The organism is Streptomyces sp. AC627_RSS907 (assembly GCF_019049165.1).
This window is the reverse complement of record NZ_JAGMUE010000022.1, coordinates 1-21,392: the sequence shown is the minus strand read 5'-3', so window position 1 is coordinate 21,392 and position 21,392 is coordinate 1. Positions and strand designations below refer to the sequence as shown.

At 72.4% G+C, this 21,392-nt stretch carries 12 protein-coding genes; 9 read left to right on the top strand and 3 right to left on the bottom strand.

The window, feature by feature from the left end; genetic code table 11:
- The first annotated feature begins 74 nt into the window (after positions 1-74).
- Both KUM32_RS06730 and KUM32_RS06725 read left to right on the top strand, forming a co-directional pair.
- Entirely contained in the window at positions 75-1,520 is a 1,446-nt protein-coding gene (locus KUM32_RS06730) for an aldehyde dehydrogenase family protein (protein WP_217140872.1), read from the top strand.
- Between the two features lie 34 nt (positions 1,521-1,554).
- Complete coding sequence (locus tag KUM32_RS06725) at positions 1,555-2,223, top strand: response regulator transcription factor (protein WP_217140871.1); 669 nt, start codon at positions 1,555-1,557, stop codon at positions 2,221-2,223.
- Positions 2,224-2,267: 44 nt separating this feature from the next.
- Here KUM32_RS06725 and KUM32_RS06720 read toward each other — a convergent pair whose 3' ends face one another.
- Complete coding sequence (locus tag KUM32_RS06720) at positions 2,268-5,117, bottom strand: glycoside hydrolase family 3 C-terminal domain-containing protein (RefSeq protein ID WP_217140870.1); 2,850 nt, start codon at positions 5,115-5,117, stop codon at positions 2,268-2,270.
- A 391-nt stretch (positions 5,118-5,508) separates the two neighbouring features.
- Between KUM32_RS06720 and KUM32_RS06715 the strand changes: the two genes are divergently transcribed.
- The 6 genes from KUM32_RS06715 (at position 5,509) to KUM32_RS06690 (ending at position 15,756) form a co-directional block, all read left to right on the top strand.
- Positions 5,509-7,197 (top strand): extracellular solute-binding protein, encoded by a 1,689-nt coding sequence (locus KUM32_RS06715; RefSeq protein ID WP_217140869.1) that lies wholly within the window; start codon positions 5,509-5,511, stop codon positions 7,195-7,197.
- 26 nt (positions 7,198-7,223) lie between these two features.
- Complete coding sequence (locus KUM32_RS06710; protein WP_217140868.1) at positions 7,224-8,261, top strand: sugar ABC transporter permease; 1,038 nt, start codon at positions 7,224-7,226, stop codon at positions 8,259-8,261.
- Positions 8,258-9,193: a carbohydrate ABC transporter permease gene (locus KUM32_RS06705; protein WP_217140867.1), complete on the top strand. Its 936-nt coding sequence runs from the start codon at positions 8,258-8,260 to the stop codon at positions 9,191-9,193. The genes KUM32_RS06710 and KUM32_RS06705 overlap by 4 nt, the downstream gene beginning before the upstream one ends.
- Positions 9,194-9,308: 115 nt before the next feature.
- Complete coding sequence (locus KUM32_RS06700) at positions 9,309-11,582, top strand: sialidase family protein (protein WP_217140866.1); 2,274 nt, start codon at positions 9,309-9,311, stop codon at positions 11,580-11,582.
- Positions 11,582-13,558: a beta-galactosidase gene (locus KUM32_RS06695; RefSeq protein ID WP_217140865.1), complete on the top strand. Its 1,977-nt coding sequence runs from the start codon at positions 11,582-11,584 to the stop codon at positions 13,556-13,558. Before KUM32_RS06700 ends, KUM32_RS06695 begins: the two co-directional genes overlap by 1 nt.
- Positions 13,555-15,756: a glycoside hydrolase N-terminal domain-containing protein gene (locus KUM32_RS06690; protein ID WP_217140864.1), complete on the top strand. Its 2,202-nt coding sequence runs from the start codon at positions 13,555-13,557 to the stop codon at positions 15,754-15,756. Before KUM32_RS06695 ends, KUM32_RS06690 begins: the two co-directional genes overlap by 4 nt.
- Before the next feature lie 70 nt (positions 15,757-15,826).
- Here the strand turns inward: KUM32_RS06690 and KUM32_RS06685 are convergent, their stop codons facing one another.
- On the bottom strand, positions 15,827-17,869 hold the full coding sequence (locus KUM32_RS06685; RefSeq protein WP_217140863.1) for a TIM-barrel domain-containing protein: 2,043 nt from the start codon (positions 17,867-17,869) through the stop codon (positions 15,827-15,829).
- A 120-nt stretch (positions 17,870-17,989) separates the two neighbouring features.
- A complete protein-coding gene (locus KUM32_RS06680; protein WP_217140862.1) occupies positions 17,990-19,003 on the bottom strand; it encodes a LacI family DNA-binding transcriptional regulator in 1,014 nt (337 codons plus the stop codon).
- Positions 19,004-19,324: 321 nt separating this feature from the next.
- Between KUM32_RS06680 and KUM32_RS06675 the strand changes: the two genes are divergently transcribed.
- Positions 19,325-21,280 carry an acyl-CoA dehydrogenase family protein gene (locus KUM32_RS06675; RefSeq protein ID WP_217140861.1) on the top strand — a complete coding sequence of 652 codons (1,956 nt, stop codon included), beginning with the start codon at positions 19,325-19,327 and terminating at the stop codon, positions 21,278-21,280.
- Positions 21,281-21,392: the final 112 nt, after the last annotated feature.

The window sequence follows — 21,392 nt, the reverse complement described above, 5'->3', positions numbered from 1 at the left end:
CCCCCCGCCCTACCGTGGACTCGCAAGCCACGCACCCGTACACACCCCCAACGCGGAAGGGCCGGGACTCCACAATGACTTCCACCCACGCCTTCTGGCTCGCCGGCCGCCAGGCCTCCGGCGAGGCCACCTTCGACGTCACGTCCCCCTGGGACGGGAGCCGGGTCGGCACGGTGAGCCTGCCGACCGACGCCCAGGTCGAGGAGGCCGTGGCCGCCGCGTACGCCGTACGGGACGAGTTCGCCGCCACCCCCGCCCACGTGCGCGCCGCCGCCCTGGACCACGTCAGCCGGCGTCTGGTCGAGCGCACCGAGGAGATCGCCCGCCTGATCTCCGCCGAGAACGGCAAGCCGGTCAAGTGGGCCCGCGGCGAGGTCGGCCGCGCGGTGTCCGTCTTCCGCTTCGCGGCCGAGGAGGCCCGGCGCTTCAACGGCGGCGAGGCCCAGCGCCTCGACACCGACGCGGGCGGCCAGGGCCGGCTCGCCCTCACCCGCCGCTTCCCCAAGGGCGTCGTCCTCGGCATCGCGCCGTTCAACTTCCCGCTGAACCTGTGCGCCCACAAGGTCGCCCCCGCGATCGCCGCAGGCGCCCCGATCATCCTGAAGCCGGCGCCCGCCACCCCGCTCTCCGGCCTGATCCTCGGCGAACTGCTCGCCGAGACCGGGCTGCCCGCCGGTTCCTGGAGCATCCTCCCGGTGCCCAACGACCGCATGCCCGCCCTCGTCCAGGACGAGCGGCTGCCGGTCATCTCCTTCACCGGTTCCGAGACGGTCGGTTACGCGATCATGGACTCGGTTCCGCGCAAGCACTGCACCCTGGAACTGGGCGGCAACGGCGCGGCCGTCGTCCTCGGCGACTGGGCGAGCGACGAGGACTTGGACTGGGCCGCGACCCGCATCGCGACCTTCTCCAACTACCAGGGCGGCCAGTCCTGCATCTCCGTGCAGCGCGTGATCGCCGACGCCGCCGTGTACGACCGTCTGCTGCCGCGCATCGTCGCCGCCGTCGAGGCCCAGGTCACCGGCGACCCGAACGACGACGCCACCGACGTCGGCCCGCTGGTCAGCGAGGCCGCCGCCCAGCGCGTGGAGGCCTGGGTCGACGAGGCCGTGGCCGCGGGCGCCAAGCTCCTGACCGGCGGCGAGCGGGACGGCGCCTCCTACGCCCCGACCGTGCTGACCGACCTCCCGGCCGACGTCACCCTCGCCCGCGAGGAGGTCTTCGGGCCCGTCCTCAGCGTGCAGAAGGTGGACGGCGAGAGCGAGGCCTTCGCCGCCGTCAACGACTCCAAGTACGGCCTCCAGGCAGGCGTGTTCACCCACGACCTGCAGGCCGCCTTCCGGGCCCACCGCGCCCTGGAGGTCGGCGGCGTCGTCATCGGCGACGTCCCCTCCTACCGCGCCGACCAGATGCCGTACGGCGGCGCCAAGCAGTCCGGTGTGGGCCGCGAGGGCGTCAGGTTCGCGATGGACGACTACACCTACGAGCGGGTCCTGGTCCTGACGGGCCTCGCCCTCTGATCCACCCCGAGAAGGCCGACGGCCCGAGCCCACTGTGCGGGGGCTCGGGCCGTCGGCCGTCCAGCCGGCGGTCGTACGCACCGGTTTCGTGAACCTCCTGGGCACCCAGGAGGACGTCGAGGTCGTCGGTGAGGCGGAGGACGGTGCGCAGGCGGTGCGGATCGCCGCCGAGACCCGGCCCGACCTCGCACTCCTCGACATCCGGATGCCGCACAAGAACGGCATCGAGGCGGCCCGCGAGATCTCCGCCTCGTCCGGCGGCGCGACGAAGGTCCTGATGCTGACGACCTTCGGCCTCGACGAGTACGTGTACGACGCGCTCGCGGCCGGGGCGGCCGGCTTCCTGCTCAAGGACGCCACCTTCCCCGAACTGCTGCACGCGGTCCGGGTGGTGGCGGCCGGCAACGCCCTGCTCGCGCCGGAGATCACCAATCGGCTGATCGCCGAGTTCGTCCACGCGCGCGCGTCACGGCTCCCCGTACACCCGCCCGCCGACCTCACGGCGCGGGAGACGGAGGTGCTGACCCTGATCGCGCGGGGCCTGTCCAACGCGGAGATCGCGGACCGCCTCACCATCACCGACCACACCGTGAAGACCCACATCAACCGGCTGTTCGCCAAGCTGGAGCTGCGCGACCGGGCGCAGGCCGTGATCGCGGCGTACGAGATGGGCCTGGTCCGGGCAGGCGCCCGGCACCGGTAGCCGCCGGTACCGGGCCCCTTCCTCGCGTCGGCTTCTCCGGACCCTCAACCGGAGAAGCCGACGTGCGCGAGCCGCAGAGAGCCGCGCAGCCTGATGCGGAGATCGTGGACGCCCTCGACGGCCAGCCCGGCGCCGAGTTCCACGGAGTCGTACGGTCCCGCGGTGGGCGCGTCCCGCGTCAGCACCGCGAGGGCCGGGCCACCGTCGAGGGCGAGCTCCACGGTGCCCTCGCCGCCCGACACCGTCACGGTCACCCCGGTGACGCCGCCACCGAAGTCGCAGTGGCGGTAGAGGAGTTCGCCCGTCCCGCCCGCCACCGGCGTCACCGCGTCGCCCGCGGCCTTCGTCCGGTCGACGATCTCCGTGCCGCTCTGCTCGTCGAAGTCGGCTGCCTCCAGGCCGCGTTCGCGGACCGGGCGCGGCGCGGCGGGCTCGCCGTCGAGGGTCACGGTCGCCGACAGACGTACGTCCTCGCTGGAGGCGCCCACCAGCAGGGCGTACGCACCCGGCTCCAGTCGCCACCGGCCGTGCGCCACGTCCCAGAACGCGAAGTCGGACAGCGGGAGTTCGAAGGACACCTGGGCCGTGGCGCCCGGGGCCAGGGTGAGCCGGCGGTGGGCCAGCAGTTCGCGGCGCGGGCGCGGCACCGACGGGGCCTCCGCGCGGACGTAGAGCTGGGCGACCTCGTCGGCGGTGACGTCCCCCGTGTTGGTGACGGTGAAGGACACGGACACCGCCGCCCCCGCCACCCGCGCCGAGAGGTCCGCGTACGAGAAGGACGTGTACGACAGACCGTGCCCGAACGGGAACAGCGGCGTGCCCTCGAAGTACAGGTAGGTCTGGCGTCCGCCGATCACGTCGTAGTCGAGCAGGTCGGGCAGGTCGGCGTCGTCGGCGTACCAGGTCTGCGGGAGCCGGCCGGCGGGGGAGACGTCACCGGCGAGGACGCGGGCCAGCGCGGTGCCGGCCGCCTGGCCGCCGTGCGCGGTCCACAGCACCGCCGGCAGCGGCCGGGGGTCCACCGCGTACGGGTACGCGGAGACCAGCGCCAGCACCGTGCTCGGGTTGGCGGCACGGGCCGCGCGCAGCAGCCGTTCCTGGTGGGCGGGCAGCCGCAGCGTCGTACGGTCCTCCGTCTCGCGGCCGTTGATGTGCGGGTCGTTGCCCGCGACCACCACGACCACGTCCGCCTCGGCCGCGACCCGCGTCACCGCGTCCTCACCGCGCTCGGTGACGACCAGCTCGAAGACCTCCGGTGTGTCGTCGTCCGAGGCGGCAACCTTCACGCCCTCGGCGCCGACACAGACGTGACGACCCGTTCCCGTGTGCCGCAGGAGGTGCCCGTCCCCGTGGGGTTCCAGGCGGAACGTCTCCTGCACCACCCAGCCGCCGGGCTGGTCGGCGGAGGCGCGGACCCAGCCGTCCTCGGCGACCGAGAGGTAGCGGCCGTCGGGTGCGCGCAGGGTGAGGACGCCCTCGCCCCAGTCGACGAGGGCGAGTTCGGTGCCGGTGGCGTCGGTGGTCAGCGGCGGCAGGTCGGTGCGGCCGGCGAGCAGCGCCGGGTCGAGCGCGCCCTCGGCGCCGCGCGCCTCGTCGGGGGAGTCCTCCGCGGGGGGCACGTGCAGGAACGCGCCGGCGGCGGTCCGCAGCCGGATCCGGTCCACGCCCTCCGCGAAGCCCACCCGTTCGGTGCCGAACCGCTCGTACAGGCCCTCCAGCGGCGTGGAGCGGTGGATCAGCGTGCCGCTGTACCAGTCGAGCTTGCACTCGTCGGCGAGCAGACCGACGACGGCGACGCGGGAGTCGGGGGCCAGCGGCAGGACGCCGTCGTTCTTGAGCAGGACGACCGCCTGCTCGGCGGCCTCCAGGGCCAGCGCGCGGTGCTCCGGGGTGTCGAAGTCGGCGTCGTCGGCGTACGGGTCCTGCCCGGGGTCGAACTCGCCGAGCCGGAAACGGACCGACAGCTGCCGGCGCGCGGCCGCGTCGATGTCGGCCTCGGTCAGCAGGCCCTGCTCCAGCGCGCCCCGGACGCGCGCGACGATCTTCGAGGAGTCCGTGCCGTGGTCGGTGAAGCTGTCCACCCCGGCCCGCAGCGCGGCGGCGGTCGCCTCCTCGTGGGTGTCGAAGTAGTGCTCGGAGTCGACCAGGTTGGAGGGGGCGCCGGCATCCGAACAGACCAGCAGCTCCTCCTCCGTCCAGGCGCGCAGGTGCTCCCCCAGGTACGGGGAGACGTGGTTGGGGCGGCCGTTGACCAGGTTGTAGGCCGGCATCACCCCGGCCACGGCGCCCGCCTCGACGGTCTCGCGGAAGGCGCGCAGGTCGTACTCGTGCAGGACGCGCGGGCGGACGGACGACGAGGACGTGTCCCGGTCGGTCTCGTTGTTGTGCGCCAGCCAGTGCTTGAGGACGGGCGCCGTGCGCCAGTACGACGGGTGGTCGCCGCGCAGGCCGCGGGTGTAGGCGGTGGCGATGGCGGAGGTGAGCTTCGGGTCCTCCGAGTACCCCTCCTCGTTGCGGCCCCACAGGGGGTGGCGCAGCAGGTTCACGGTCGGCGACCAGACGTTGAGGCCGACGCGTTCGTCGCGGGCGCGCATCGCCCGGGTCTCCCTGGACACCGCCTCGCCGACGCGGCGCACGAGCTCCTCGTTCCAGGTGGCGCCGATCCCCACGGCCTGCGGGAACACGGTCGCCGGGCCCATCCAGGCCACGCCGTGCAGCGCTTCCTGGCCGGTGCGGAAGGCGGCGATGCCGAGCCGCTCGACGGCCGGCGCGAACTGGTGCAGGAACGCCGTCTTCTCGTCGAGCGTGAGCCGCGACATCAGGTCGTCGACGCGCTTCCCGAACGGCAGGTGCGGATCACGGAAAGGCGGCGTGGGCGGCGTGGGTGCGGTCACGTGGAGTTCCCCTTGCGATGGAGCGGCGAGGCGCTTTCGAAGCGCTTCGATGCTCATTGGCTCCGGGGGTGGGTGTCAAGCCACTTGGGGGCATCATCTCCGACTTCTCGCCGCAACCCAGGCGTCCCCGGAGTGGTGTGGACCGGTCCGTCCCCTGCCCTACCGCGCAGGAATTCTGGAATCGGCTCTTGTGCACCCCCATGCGTTCACTTAACCTCGCAGCAACATCGAAGCGCTTCGACTATGAGGCTCCCACCCGACAGCGCATCTCCAGGTGCGACGGAAGCCGGGCATTCCTCCGACGACCGCTTCAGCTCAGCCAGTTCCACTCGAGACACCGCAGCCGACGGCCACCGCCGGGTGTCCTGGTGCGCCATGAAGGGTTGACGCAATGACGCCGAACGCCGCCTCCGGTCCCAGCCGGAGAAAGTTCCTCACCTCCACCGCGGCCGTCACCGCAGCGGTGGCGGGAGGGATGCCGCTGCTCTCCGCCTGCGGCGGAAGCTCCGACGGAGGTTCGCGGGACGGCACCACGTCGGGCAAGGACGCCAAGAAGCTGCTGCCGGCGTACGTGGCCAGCCACGTGGTCACCCCCGACATCCCCAGCAAGAACGGCTCCGCGGTCGGCTTCACCGGCAAGCTCGACATGGCGGGCCTGAAGACCTCGGTGCCCGAGAAGCTCGGCAAGGGCGGCAAGGTCACCGTCATGTCGCCGTTCTGGGGGTCCCCGCCGAAGGGGGACAACGCCTACTACAAGGCGATGAACGACCTCATCGGCGTCGACGTGGTCTGGCAGAACCAGGACGGCAACACCTACGACCAGAAGCTCGGCGCGGTCCTCGCCTCCAGCGAGGTGCCCGACGTGGTGGTCGTGCCCGGCTGGAACATGACCGGCAAGATCCCCAGCGCCATCATCGGCAAGTTCGCCGACCTCGGGCCCTACCTCTCCGGTGACGCGGTCAAGAAGTACCCCAACCTCGCGGCGATCCCCACCGACGCCTGGCAGCGGTCCATCTTCGGCGGCAAGCTGCGCGGCCTGCCGATGCCGTCCTCGTACGTGTCCGGCATCGTGCCGCTGTACCGGCAGGACATCTTCGAGAAGGAGGGCTACGAAGTCCCGCGCTCCTGCGACGAGTTCATGGCGCTGGCCAAGGAGGCCACCAACGCGAAGGCCAAGCGCTGGGCCTGTCTGGACATGAAGTGGACCGCCTTCAACGCCTTCGGTGTGCTCTCCGGCAACGAGAAGTCGCTCGGCTGGAACCAGGTCGACGGCAAGCTGGTCTACCGCATCGAGACCGAGGAGTACCTCGAGGCGCTGGAGTGGACGCGCAAGCTGTTCGCCGCCGGGGTCGTGCACCCCGACGCCAAGCTCGGCAAGAGCAACGCCGCCGACCCCGGGCCCAAGTTCGCCGCCGGCGAGTTCCTCATCTACAACCAGGACATGTCGCAGTGGTGGAGCCGCACCGCGGAACAGGCCAGTCAGAACCCCGAGTTCAGGATCTGGGGCATGGACTTCTTCGGGCACGCCGGCGGTGACCCCACGCTGTGGGCGCAGAACCCGGCGAGCATCTTCGCCTTCGTCAACAAGAAGGCCTCCGAGTCCGTGATCCGCGACGTGCTGGCCGTCGCCAACGTCACCGCGGCGCCGTACGGGACCAAGGAGTACATGGCCACCAACTACGGCGTCGAGGGCACCCACTACACCGTCAAGGACGGGGTCCCCACCAAGACCGACCAGGGCAACCTCGACGTGATGAACGCCTACGTGATGGTGGCGAGCCCCGCCGCGACCATCGCCCACCCCGACTTCCCCGAGGTCGCCAAGGGGCAGGTCGAGTGGCAGCAGCGGATGGGCGCCTTCACCAAGAAGCCCACGTTCTACGGCATGCAGATCACCGAGCCCGCCCGCTACACCAACCTCTCCAACGACTTCGAGCAGCTGGAGGACGACATCGTCCGCGGCCGCAAGAAGATCGGTGACATGCAGCAGGCCGTCTCCGACTGGCGGAGCAAGGGCGGCGACAAGCTGCGCGACTGGTACAAGAAGCTGCTCGACGAGAACGGCACGGCGACGAGCTGACCGGTACCGAGGCAAGGAGAACGGCCGTGTCCCACAGCACGGTGCCTCGGACCAGGGCCGAGGCCGATACGACGAAGAAGACCCCGGTGGCGTCCGGCGACGCCACCGGCTCCCGGAAGGGCAAGCCGAGCGGGGGGAAGCTCAGCCTGCGGCTGAGGTTCCGGCGTGACCGCGTACTGCTGCTGATGACACTGCCGGCCGTCCTGCTGGTACTGCTCTTCAACTACGTACCGATCCTCGGCAACGTCGTCGCCTTCCAGGAGTACGACCCCTACATCAGCGACAACGGGATCGTCTCCATGCTGCACAGCCCCTGGGTGGGGCTGGAGAACTTCCAGCGGATCTTCGAGGACTCCGCCTTCTGGAACTCCGTGCGGAACACGCTGGTGCTGTTCGTCCTCCAGCTCGTGCTGTACTTCCCGGTCCCCATCCTGCTCGCGCTGCTCATCAACAGCGTGGTCCGGCCCCGGGTCCGGGCGGTCGCACAGGCCATCCTCTACCTGCCGCACTTCTTCTCCTGGGTGCTGGTCGTCGCCGTCTTCCAGCAGTTGCTGGGCGGTGCCGGACTCCTCTCCCAGATGCTGCGCGACCACGGGTACGACGGGCTCAGCCTCATGACCGACCCGGAGACCTTCAAGTTCCTGGTCACCGCGCAGAGCGTGTGGAAGGACGCCGGCTGGGGGATCATCGTCTTCCTCGCCGCGCTCGCCTCGGTCAGCCCCGACCTGTACGAGGCCGCCGCCATGGACGGCGCGAACCGCTGGCGCCGCATGTGGCACGTCACGCTGCCCGCGCTGCGCCCGGTGATCGCCCTGCTGCTGGTGCTGCGCGTCGGCGACGCCCTGACGGTCGGTTTCGAACAGATCCTGCTGCAACGCGACGCGGTGGGACCGGGCGCCGCGGAGGTCCTCGACACCTTCGTGTGGTGGAACGGCGTGCGCAACCAGGACTTCGGCTACGCGGCCGCCGCGGGGCTCGTCAAGGGCGTCATCAGCCTCGGCCTGGTCCTGATAGCCAACAAGGTGGCCCACCTCATGGGCGAGCAGGGGGTGTACAAGAAGTGACCGCCGTCATCGACGAACCCGCGCGCACGCCGAGCCGGTGGGCGGCCCCGCCCCGGCCGGTGTGGGAGGAGAAGCCCAGCCGCGCCGGACTCGCCGGCAAGGGGCTGGTCCTGCTCCTGGCCTGCCTGGCCATCCTGTTCCCGCTGTGGATCGTCGTCGTCACCAGCCTCTCCTCGCGCAAGACCATCGACGAGGCCGGCGGGCTGGTGATGATCCCGAAGGACATCACCTTCGTCGCCTACCAGGAACTGCTCAGCGGCGGCCAGGTCACCCGCGCCGCGCTCGTCAGCATCGGCATCACCCTCGTCGGCACCCTCTTCTCGATGGCGGTGTCGGTGCTGTGCGCCTACGGGCTGTCCCGCAGTGGCTCGCTGGGGCACCGCTGGATCCTCATGGTGCTGCTGGCCACGATGTTCTTCAGCGCGGGCCTCATCCCCACCTACCTGCTGGTGCAGTCCCTGGGCCTGATGGACAGCTATCTCGCGCTGATCCTGCCCAGCGCGATCAGCGTCTTCAACATCCTGGTGCTGCGCGGCTTCTTCATGGGCATCTCGCCGGAGCTGATCGACAGCGCCCGCATCGACGGCGCCGGTGACCTGCGCATCCTGTGGCGGATCGTGCTGCCGCTGTCCCGCGCGGTCGTCGCGGTGATCACCCTGTTCTACGCCGTCGGCTACTGGAGCGCCTGGTTCAACGCCTCCCTGTACCTGAACGACCAGGACATGCTGCCCCTGCAGAACGTGATGATCCAGCTCGTGCAGAAGCAGGAGGCACCGGTCGGCCTCGGCCAGGCGATCAAGACCGGTGAACTCTCCGGCCTCGCCGTGCAGATGGCGGTCATGGTCATGGCCCTGCTGCCGGTGGCCGTGCTGTCGCCGTTCGTCCAGCGCCACTTCAAGAAGGGCATGCTGACCGGCGCGGTGAAGGGCTGACGCCCTCCCCCCCCAGTCCCGTCGTGGCCGACCGCTCCTGACCAGCGGCCGGCCACGACGAACACGTACGCCCACCCCACCCCAGCCCCCCGAGCCGCACAGAACGAGGTATGTCATGCATGCGTCCGCGTCACGCAGCCCGAGCCGGCGTGCCGTTCTCGCCGGGACCGCGGCCGCCGCCGCGCTCACCGCCGTCCCCTTCGCACCCGGTCGCGTGCACGCCGCCGAGGGTACGGCGGACGTCCCCGAGGGCACGGCGGCCGCCGCCTACCGCTGGCGCAACGTCGTCATCGGCGGCACCGGATTCATCACCGGCGTGCTGTTCCACCCGCGCGTCCGCGGGCTCGCCTACGCCCGTACCGACATCGGCGGCGCCTACCGCTGGGACGACCGCGCCGCCCGCTGGGTGCCGCTCCTGGACCACCTCGGCTGGGACGACTGGAACCTCCTCGGCGTCGAGGCGATGGCCGTCGACCCCGCCCACCCGGACCGGCTCTACCTGGCCTGCGGCACCTACGCCCAGGCCTGGGCGGGCAACGGCGCGGTCCTGCGCTCCGACGACCGGGGCACCACCTGGCGGCGCACCGACCTCACCGTGAAGCTCGGTGCCAACGAGGACGGCCGGGGCGCCGGCGAGCGGCTCCTGGTCGACCCGCGCGACAGCGACACCCTGTGGCTGGGCACCCGCCACGACGGCCTGTGGAAGTCGACGGACCGGGGTGCCACCTGGGCCCGCGTCACCGGCTTCCCGGCCGCCCCGAGCGCCACCGGCCAGGGCGTCACCCTCCTCGTCGCCGCCGGCCGCACCGTCTACGCCGGCTGGGGCGACGCCGACGGCACCGCGCCGAACCTGTTCCGCACGGCCGACGGCACCGCCTGGGCGCCCGTCCCCGGGCAGCCCTCCGGCACCGCGGCCAAGGTCCCGATCCGCGCCGCGTACGACCGGCACACCCGCGAGCTGTACGTGACGTACGCCGACGCGCCGGGCCCGAACGGCCAGTCCACCGGCAGCGTGCACAAGCTGCGCACGGCGAGCGGCCGTTGGAGCGAGGTCACGCCGGTCCGGCCGGGCGGCACCACGGACGGGGGTACCGCCCACGCCTCCAGCAGCGGGGGAGGGGCCGCCGACAGCTTCGGCTACGGCGGCGTCGCCGTCGACGCCCGCCGCCCCGGCACCGTCGTGGTCTCCACCAACAACCGCTGGGCGGCCGTCGACACACTGTTCCGGACCACCGACGGCGGCCGCACCTGGACGTCCCTCAAGGACTCCGCCCGCCTCGACGTGTCGGAGACGCCCTACCTCAAGTGGGGCGAGGAGCAGCCCAAGTTCGGCTGGTGGATCCAGGCAGTCGCCCTCGACCCGTTCGACTCCGGGCACGTCGTCTACGGCACCGGCGCCACCCTCTACGGCACCCGCGACCTGCGTCACTGGGCCCCGCAGATCCGGGGCCTGGAGGAGGCGTCGGTGACCCAGCTGGTCTCGCCCCCGGCCGGGGAAGCGCACCTGCTGAGCGGGTCGCGGGACATCGGCGTCATGTACCACGAAAGGCTCACCTCGTCCCCGGCGCGCGGCATGGCCACGAACCCCGTGTCCGGCTCGGCGACGGGACTGGCACAGGCGGCACGCAGGCCGGCGTACGTCGTCCGGGCGGGCTGGGGCGAGAACGGCAACGGGGCGTACTCGAACGACGGCGGACGGACCTGGGCGCCCTTCGCGACCCAGCCCGGCATCGCCGGGGACGCACCGGGACCGATCGCCGCCAACGCCGACGGCAGCGTGCTGCTGTGGTCCTTCGTGCACTGGGACGGCACGACGTACCCCGCCCACCGCTCGGCGGACAACGGCACGACCTGGTCCGAGGTCCCCTCCTTCCCGAAGGGTGCCACGCCGGTCGCCGACCCGGTGGACCCGGCGCTGTTCTACGCGTACGACACCGGCGCGGGGACGCTGCTCGCCAGCACCGACGGCGGCCGCTCCTTCACCGCCCGCGTCACCGGACTGCCCGCCGGGGACAGCCAGTTCAAGCTGGTGGCGGCGCCCGGCCGAAGCCGTGACCTGTGGCTGAGCACCAAGGAGAACGGCCTGCACCGCTCCACCGACGGCGGCGTCGCCTTCACCCGGGTCGACAGCTGCCGTGCTTCCCACACCCTCGGCTTCGGCAAGGCCGCCGACGGCGCCGGCTACCCGGCCATCTACCAGGTCGGCTCCGTCGGGGCCGTCACCGGCGTCTACCGCTCCGACGACGAGGCGCGGACCTGGACGCGGATCAACGACGACCGACACCAGTGGGGATGGACCGGTGAGACGATCACCGGCGACCCCCGCGTCCACGGCCGCGTCTACCTCGCCACGAACGGACGCGGCATCCAGTACGGGGAGCCCAGCTGATGCCGAACCTGTCGGACGCCACCCGCCACCGCATCCTCTACGGCGGCGACTACAACCCGGAGCAGTGGCCCGAGGAGACCTGGTACGAGGACGTCCGCCTGATGAGGGCCGCCGGCGTCAATTCGGTCACCCTCGGTGTCTTCTCCTGGGCGAAGCTCGAACCCCGGCCCGGTGAGTACGACTTCGCCTGGCTGGACCGCCTGATGGACCTGATGCACGAGAACGGCATCGGCGTCGTCCTCGCCACCCCCACCGCCTCGCCACCGCCGTGGCTGGGACACCTCCACCCGGACACCCTGCCCCGCGACGAGGACGGCCGCACCGAGTGGTGGGGCGGACGCCAGCACTTCTCGCACTCCAGCGCCACCTACCGCCGTCACGCCGCCGCCGTCACCGAGGCCCTGGCCGCGCGCTACGGCGGCCACCCCGCCCTCACCATGTGGCACATCAACAACGAGTACTGCACCTTCGACCACGGTGACGAGGCCGCCGTCCGCTTCCGCCGCTGGCTCCAGGACCGGTACGGCACCCTCGACGCCCTCAACACCGCCTGGGGCACCGCCTTCTGGAGCCAGGGCTACGGAGACTGGGACGAGATCCTCCCGGCCCGCCGCGCCCACTACCTGAAGAACCCCACCCAGGTGCTGGACTTCCGCCGCTTCACCTCCGACATGCTCCTGGAGTGCTTCACCGCCGAACGCGACATCGTCCGCCGCCACACCCCGCACCTCCCGGTCACCACCAACTTCATGCCGCTGTGGCACGGCCAGGACGCCTGGCGCTGGGCCGAGGAGGAGGACGTCGTCTCCGTCGACCTCTACCCCGACCCGCGCGACCCGCACGGCGCGCAGGAAGGCGCCCTCGTCCAGGACATGACCCGCTCCCAGGCACGCGGACCGTGGATGCTCATGGAGCAGGCGGCGGGAGCGGTCAACTGGCGCGGCGCGAACCACCCCAAGCCGCGCGGCCTCAACCGGCTGTGGTCCCTCCAGGCCGTCGCGCGCGGCGCCGACGCCGTCTGCTACTTCCAGTGGCGCCAGTCGCGGCAGGGCGCGGAGAAGTTCCACTCCGGGATGGTCGGCCACGCGGGGGAGGAGGGCCGCACCCACCAGGAGGTCAAGCAGCTCGGCGCCGACCTCGCCAGGCTCGGCCCGCACGTGGCCGGCAGCCGCGTCACCGCCGACATCGCCGTCCTGCACGACTGGCACTCCTGGTGGGCCGGCGACCAGGACGGCCGCCCCTCCACCCGCTTCGCCTACCCCGACGTCCTGCGCGCCTGGCACCGCGCGCTCTGGGAGGCCCGCCTCACCACCGACTTCGCCCACCCCGAGCACGACCTCGCCCCGTACAGGGCGGTCGTCGTGCCCCAGCTCTACGCCCTCACGGACGCCGCGACCGACAACCTCCTGGCCTACGTCCGCGGCGGCGGCACCCTCGTCTGCGGTTTCCTCACCGGCACCGCCGACCAGGACGACCGGATCCGGCCCGGCGGCATGGACGCCCGGCTGCGCGAGCTGTTCGGCATCCGCACCCTGCACGAGTGGTGGCCGCTGGACACCGGTGAGACGGCCGTGTGCGACGGCTTCCACGGCACCCTCTGGTCGGAGGAGATCGAGCCCGACGGCACCGCCGACGAGACGCTCCCCTACCAGGGCGGGGAACTGGACGGGCTGCCGGCCGTCCTGCGCAAGGGCCGCGCCTGGTACCTCTCGACCCTCCCGGAGCCGGACGCGCTGCGCGACCTGCTCACCCGCGTCGCCGCCGACGCGGGCGCCCGCCCGGTGCTCGGCGGACTCCCGGCCGACGTCGAGGCCGTACGCCGTGGTGACCTGCTGTTCCTCCTCAACCACGGCCGCGACCAGGTCACCGTCGAGGTCCCGGGCACCCACCGCGACCTGCTGACCGACGCGACCGTCACCGACGGCGTCACCCTCGGCCGCTACGGCGTGGCGGTCCTCACGGAGCCGCCCGCATGACCAGTACGCCCGTGCACGGCACCTGGGAGCCCGAGCCCGCCGCCCGCTGGGAGGACGCCTTCCTGAGCGGCAACGGCCACCACGGCGCCCTCGTGTTCGGCGACCCGGACGCCGACCGGGTCATCGTCACGCACCACACCCTGGTGCGCCCGAACGGCGGCGACGAGCACCGCCGCCCGCCCCGGCTCGCCGCCGAACTCCCCGTCCTCCAGGACCGCATGCTCTCTGGCGACACGACCGCCGCCGAGGGCTTCACCGACGGCCGCCCCCTGCAATGGGTGCGGCCCTTCCACCCGGCCTTCCAGCTGCGTCTGAACAGACCAGCCGGTGGCGCCCGCACCGACTACCGCCGCTCGGTCGACTTCACCACCGGCGAGACGACCGCCGTGTGCTCCACCTGGACCAGCCGCCTCTTCGTCTCCCGCGCCGACGACGTGATCGTCCAGCACATCACCGCCCCGCACCTCACCCTCGACCTCTCCCTCGACCCCCGCCTTCCCGGCGCCCCCGCCGGGCTCGGCGTCGGCCACGGCGCCGTCCTCACCCCGGGGGGCGCCCTGCTCAGCCTGCGCGCCCGCTACCCGGGCAGCGACCTGGCCTACACCGGCGTCACCGCGGTCGCCGTCACCGGCGGCACCACGAGACTGGTCCCGCCCGGCGTGCTCGTCGAGGACGCCACGGAGGTCCTGCTCCTCACCCGGGTGCGCCGGCACACCGGGGAACTGGACGTGGTCACCGAGGGCCGCGCCCTGCGCGACCTGCCGGGCGGCATGACGTACGAGGGTCTCCTCGCCCGCCACCTCGCCCGCCACCGCACCGCCTACGACCGCGTCACCCTCGACCTCGCCGCCGACCCCGCCGAACGCCGGCTGCCGGGCTCGGCCCTGCTGGAGCGCCCCCGCGGCGCGGCCCTCCTGGAGCGGCTCTTCGCCGCCGGCCGCTACCACCTGCTCTCCGCCAGCGGCCTGCTCCCGCCCCGGCTGACCGGCCTGTGGACCGGCGACTGGGACACCGCCTGGTCCGGGGCGTTCACCACCAACGCCAACCTCAACCTCCAGACCGCCTCCGCCGCCGCGGCCGCCCTCCCCGAGGTCACCGAGGCCCACGCGGCCCTGGTCCACCGGCAACTGCCCGACTGGCGGGACAACGCCCGCGCGATCTTCGGCACCCGGGGAGTCGTCGCGCCCTCGCACACCGACGGCGAGTGCGGGCACACGTACCACTTCAGCCGCGAGTACCCCCTGCACCTGTGGACGGCCGGCGCGGACTGGCTGCTCAAGCCCCTCGTCGACCACGACGAGACCCGCGGCGCACCCGACCCCCGCACCGTCGCCGCCCTCGCCGAGGTCGCCCTGTTCTACGAGGACTTCCTGACCCGCACCGACGCGGACGGCCACCTGGTGGTCGTCCCCTCCTACTCGCCCGAGAACCGGCCCGCGAACGCCGGCTGGGGCACGCTCAACGCGGCCATGGACCTTTCCGCCGCCCGGCACGCCCTGCTCACCGCCGCCGGCCACCACCCCGAGCACGCCGACCGCTGGCGCGCCCTGGCCGACCGCCTCCCCCCGCACCGGATCAACGCCGACGGCGCCCTCGCGGAATGGGCGAGCCCGGGCCTGGAGGACACCTACGACCACCGCCACCTCAGCCACCTCTACGGCGTCTGGCCGCTCGACGAGATCAACCCCTACGACACCCCCGGGCTGGCCCGGGCCGCCCACCGGGCCCTCGAACTGCGCGGCGCCGAGAACGACTCCGCGCACGGCCACCTCCACCACGCCCTGGTCGCCGCCCGGCTCAGGGACGGAGCGCGGGTCGCCCATGCCCTCGGGCAGGTGCTCGACGGCGACTTCTTCCACGCCTCCCTGATGAGCGCGCACTACCCCCACCGGGACGTCTACAACGCCGACGCCGCCCACGCCCTCCCGGCCGTGCTCATCGAGATGCTCGTGCAGTCCACCCCCGACCGGCTGGTCCTGCTGCCCGCCCTCCCCGCGTCCTGCCCGCAGGGCGAACTCCGGGGCGTACGCACCCGGTTCGGGGCGGAACTCGACCTCACCTGGTCGCCCGACGGAGCCGCGACGGCCGTCCTGCGCCCGGGCCGCACCCACCGCGTCGAACTGAGGACACCCTCCGGCGCCGAACCGCTCGACCTCGTCGCCGGGGAGGAGCGCGTCCTCAGCCTCAGGGCGCGGTGACGGAGCCCGCGGGCTCCCCGCGACACGACCGAGGGGCCGGTCCCGCCCGGGACCGGCCCCTCCCGCGTTCCTACTCCGCGACCGGCAGCCGTGCGCCGTCCCGCAGGAACAGCGGGATCCGGTCCAGCGGCGCGTCCACCGTCACGGCCACCCCGCCCTCGTACGTCTCGCCCGTCCACGCGTCCGTCCAGCGCGCCCCCGCCGGGAGGTGGACCGTGCGGACCGTGGCGCCCGCCGTCAGCACCGGCGCGACCAGCAGGTCCCGTCCGAAGAGGTAGGCGTCGTCCACCGGCCAGGCCGCCCGGTCGTCGGGGAACTCCAGGAACAGCGGCCGCATCACCGGCAGTCCCTCCTCGTGCGCCTCGCGCATGACGTCCAGGATGTACGGCTTCAGCCGCTCGCGCAGACGCAGGTAGCCCGCCAGGATCGGGTACGCCTCCTCGCCGTACGACCACACCTCGTTCGGTCCGCCGGTCATGTCCGGACCCAGCGGCATGCCCGGGTCGCGGAAGCCGTGCAGGCGCATCAGCGGGGACAGCGCGCCGAACTGGAACCAGCGGATCATCACCTCGCGGTACGCCGGGTCGTCCGGGTCGCCTCCGTGGAAGCCGCCGATGTCCGTGTTCCACCAGGGGATGCCCGACAGGGCGGTGTTCAGGCCCGCCGCGATCTGCCGGCGCAGGGTCGCGAAGTCGGTGCCGATGTCCCCGGACCACAGCGCGGCGCCGTGGCGCTGGCTGCCCGCCCACGCCGAGCGGTTGAGGGTGATCACCTCGTCCACCCCGGCGGCGCGCAGCCCCTCGTCGAAGGCGCGGGAGTTCTCGGCCGGGTACAGGTTGCCGACCTCCAGGCCCGGACCCGCCCAGTAGCGCAGGTTCTCCGGGAAGCCCGGCTTCAGCTCCGGCTCGCAGGCGTCGAGCCAGAACGCGGTGATGCCGTACGGGTCGAGGTAGTTCTCCTTGACCTTCGACCACACGAACGCGCGGGCCTCGGGGTTGGTGGCGTCGTAGAAGGCCACCTGGACCGTCGACGCGACCTCCTTGTCCGGCCAGTCCGCGTGCGCCATCGGGCCGTACTGGGTGCCGATGAAGTGGCCGCGCTGCTCCATCACCGGGTGGTTCTCGCTCAGCGGGGACACCGACGGCCAGACGCTGACCACCAGCTTGATGCCCAGCTCGTCCAGCTCCCGGACCATCGCCGCCGGGTCCGGCCACTCCTTCGGGTCGAACTTCCACTCGCCCAGGTGGGTCCAGTGGAAGAAGTCGCAGACGATCGCGTCGATCGGCAGGCCCCGGCGCTTGTACTCCCGGGCCACGGCGAGGAGTTCGTCCTGGGTGCGGTAGCGCAGCTTGCACTGCCAGAAGCCCGCCGCCCAGGCGGGCAGCATCGGCGTGCGGCCGGTCACCGCGCTGTAGCGGCGCTGCGCGTCGGCCGGGGCGCCGGCCGTGATCCAGTAGTCGATCTGGCGGGCCGAGTCGGCGACCCACCGGGTGCCGTTGTGGGCCAGCTCCACGCGGCCGATCGCCGGGTTGTTCCACAGCAGCGTGTAGCCGCGGCTGGAGGTGAGGACCGGGATGGAGACCTCGGCGTTGCGCTGGACCAGGTCCACGACCAGGCCCTTCTGGTCGAGGCGGCCGTGCTGGTGCTGGCCGAGGCCGTACAGCTTCTCGTCGTCGTAGGCGGCGAAGCGCTGCTCCAGCCGGTGGTACCCGTTGCCGACCGCCGTGTACAGGCGCGGGCCGGGCCACCAGAAGTGGGCGCGTTCCTCGGCGAGCAGTTCACCGCCGTCGGCGGACCGTACGAAACGCACCTGCCCCTCGGGGTCGACCTCCACGGTCAGCGCCCCGACGGTCAGGGAGCCGCGGCCGTCCTCGATCTCGACGGTGCTCTCGGTCGCCGGGGCCTGGGGCAGCAGGGCACCGGGCAGTCCCTCCAGCACCGGGCCGCCGAGCCGGGCCCGGACCCGGACCGCGTCCGGCCCCCACGGCTCGATCCGGACGGTCTCCTGACGGCCGCTCCACTCCAGCGCGCCGTCCCGTTCGCGGAACGTGCCGACGGTGGGGGAGGACTGGGCGAGGCTGACCTTGGGCTGTGTCCCGGCAGGCTGGTTCACGAGGCAGGCTCCTGGGGAGTGCGGACATGGCGGTGCCCTGGCACGGGCCGAGGGGTGACGAGGCGGACCAGGGGGGCGAGGGGAGGGGGGAAGGGAGGAGCGAAGGGAAGGGACCGGGGGCTACGACCGGACGGGCGCGGGTCCCGAGCTCGCGCGGACCGTCAGCTCCGGCGCGAGCAGCACGACCTCGTCGCTCCCGCGCCCGTCGAGCTTGGCGACCAGCTGCTCCACGGCGTGCCGGCCCATCTCCTGCGCGGGCACGGCGACCGACGTGAGCCGCACGGAGGCCTGGGTGGCGACCTGCTCGGGGCAGACCGCGACCACCGACACGTCCTCGGGCACGGCCCGGCCCTGCTGGCGCAGCAGGGCGAGCAGCGGCTCGACCGCCGACTCGTTCTGGACGACGAACCCCGTGGTGTCCGGGCGTTCGTCGAAGACACGGGCGAGGGTGGCGGACATCGCGTCGTACCCGCCCTCGCAGGGGCGGTGCAGCAGCCGCAGCCCCAGTTCCCGCGCGCGGGTGCGCAGGCCGTCCAGGGTGCGCTCGGCGAAGCCGGTGTGCCGTTCGTAGACCGCCGGCGCCTCGCCGATGACAGCGATGTCGCGGTGCCCCAGCTTCGCCAGGTGTTCCACACACAGCGCGCCGGTCGCCCGGAAGTCGAGGTCGACGCAGGTCAGTCCGGTGGGGTCGGCGGGGAGACCGATCAGCACGGAGGGCTGGTCGGTCCCGCGCAGCAGCGGCAGGCGCTCGTCGTCGAGTTCGACGTCCATCAGGATCATCGCGTCCGCGAGGCCGCTGCCGGTGACACGGCGCACCGCGTCCGGGCCCTCCTCGCCGGTGAGCAGCAGGATGTCGTACCCGTGGGTGCGCGCGCTGGTCGCGACCGCGATGGCGATCTCCATCATCACCGGCACGTACATGTCCGTGCGCAGCGGGATCATCAGCGCGATGATGTTCGACCTGTTGCTGGCCAGGGCGCGGGCACCCGCGTTCGGGTGGTAGCCGAGCTCTCGGATACTCTCCTCGACCCGCTGGCGGGTGGTGGTGGAGATGGACCGCTTGCCGCTGAGGACATAACTCACCGTGCTCGCCGATACTCCGGCGTGCTGGGCGACCTCGGCGAGGGTGACCATCCAGCTCTCCAAGCTTTGTGAAGCGCTTCGACAGCGCGCGGGGTGGGCAACTGCGGGTGAGGGTGGTTCGACAGTAGCCCCAGCGAGGGTGGGTGTCCATAGGCTGTCGAAGCGCTTCGACAGCTTTCTGATCGCCGACGGGACACCCGCTCCCGCCGACGCCGCGCCGATCGGCCGAACGGCCGCGGGAAGGGTGGTGGGGCGGCGGCGAATCGGGTACATACGATCGGGTAGCGCCGACTAGTGACGTACGCCCGTAAGTTCGCACATGTCGATCTTTCCGGGAGCCCCCGACCCCCTATTCGCGGCGAGGTGAGCCTCATGTCCGCACCAACCACCCCCTCCTCCCCCTCCTCCCGACCCACCGTCACCGAACGTGAGGCCCGCCAGGTCGCGGAGGCGGCCCGGGAACAGGACTGGCGCAAGCCCAGCTTCGCCAAGGAGCTGTTCCTCGGCCGCTTCCGCCTCGACCTCATCCACCCCCACCCGGTCCCCGCCGACGAGGACGGCCGGCGCGGTGAGGAGTTCCTCGCCAAGCTGCGCGACTTCTGCGAGACGAAGATCGACGGGTCCGTGATCGAGCGCGACGCACGGATCCCCGACGAGGTGATCACCGGGCTGAAGGAGCTCGGCGCCTTCGGCATGAAGATCGACACGAAGTACGGCGGTCTCGGCCTCACCCAGGTCTACTACAACAAGGCCCTCGCCCTGGTCGGATCCGCGAATCCCGCGATCGGCGCGCTGCTCTCCGCCCACCAGTCGATCGGTGTGCCGCAGCCGCTCAAGATGTTCGGCACCCAGGAGCAGAAGGACACCTTCCTGCCGCGCTGCGCCCGTACCGACATCTCCGCGTTCCTGCTGACCGAACCGGACGTCGGCTCCGACCCGGCGCGCCTGGCGACCGCCGCCGTCCCGGACGGGGACGACTACGTCCTCGACGGGGTGAAGCTGTGGACGACCAACGGCGTCGTCGCCGACCTGCTCGTCGTCATGGCGAGGGTGCCGAAGTCGGAGGGCCACAAGGGCGGCATCACCGCCTTCGTGGTGGAGGCCGCCTCGGAGGGCGTCACGGTCGAGAACCGCAACGCCTTCATGGGCCTGCGCGGCCTGGAGAACGGTGTCACCCGCTTCCACCGGGTGCGCGTCCCCGCCGCCCACCGCATCGGCCCCGAGGGTGCCGGCCTGAAGATCGCCCTGACCACCCTGAACACCGGACGCCTCTCGCTCCCCGCGATGTGCGTCGGGGCCGGAAAGTGGTGCCTGAAGATCGCCCGCGAGTGGTCGGCGGTGCGCGAGCAGTGGGGCAAGCCGGTCGCGCTGCACGAGGCGGTCGGCTCGAAGATCGCGTTCATCGCGGCGACGACCTTCGCGCTCGAGGCCGTGCTGGACCTGTCCTCGCAGATGGCCGACGAGGACCGCAACGACATCCGCATCGAGGCGGCCCTCGCCAAGCTCTACGGCTCCGAGATGGCCTGCCTGATGGCCGACCACCTGGTCCAGATCCGCGGAGGCCGGGGCTTCGAGACCGCGGCGTCCCTGGAGGCCCGCGGCGAGCGCGCGGTGCCCGCCGAGCAGATCCTGCGCGACCTGCGCATCAACCGGATCTTCGAGGGCTCCACGGAGATCATGCACCTGCTCATCGCGCGCGAGGCCGTCGACGCGCACCTCTCGGTCGCCGGCGACCTGATCGACCCCGACAAGAGCCTGTCCGACAAGGCGCGGGCGGGCGCGCAGGCGGGCGTCTTCTACGCCAAGTGGCTGCCGAAGCTCGTCGCCGGGCCGGGTCAGCTCCCCCGCTCCTACGCGGAGTTCCATCCGTCCGGCCACCCCGACCTGGCGGGGCACCTGCGCTACGTCGAACGCACCGCCCGCAAGCTCGCCCGCTCCACCTTCTACGCCATGTCCCGCTGGCAGGGCCGGATGGAGACCAAGCAGGGCTTCTTGGGCCGCGTCGTCGACATCGGCGCGGAGCTGTTCGCGATGAGCGCCGCGTGCGTCCGCGCCGAGCACCTGCGCGCCGAGGGCGACCACGGCCGCGAGGCCTACCAGCTCGCCGACGCCTTCTGCCGCCAGGCCCGCATCCGCGTCGAGGAGCTCTTCGGCCGCCTGTGGACCAACACCGACGACATCGACCGCAAGGTCGTCAAGGGTGTGCTGGGCGGCGCGTACGAGTGGCTGGAACAGGGCATCGTCGACCCGTCCGGGACCGGGCCGTGGATCGCGGACGCGACACCCGGCCCCTCGCAGCGGGAGAACGTACACCGCCCCATCAGGTGACCCCCGCCCCCGGCGCGCACACCGCATTCCGCCCGCGCGCCGGGGCAGGCGTGCCTCACCGGCCGCCGCGAGCAGCCCACCCCTCCCACCCCTCCCATCGACCCGGCTACCC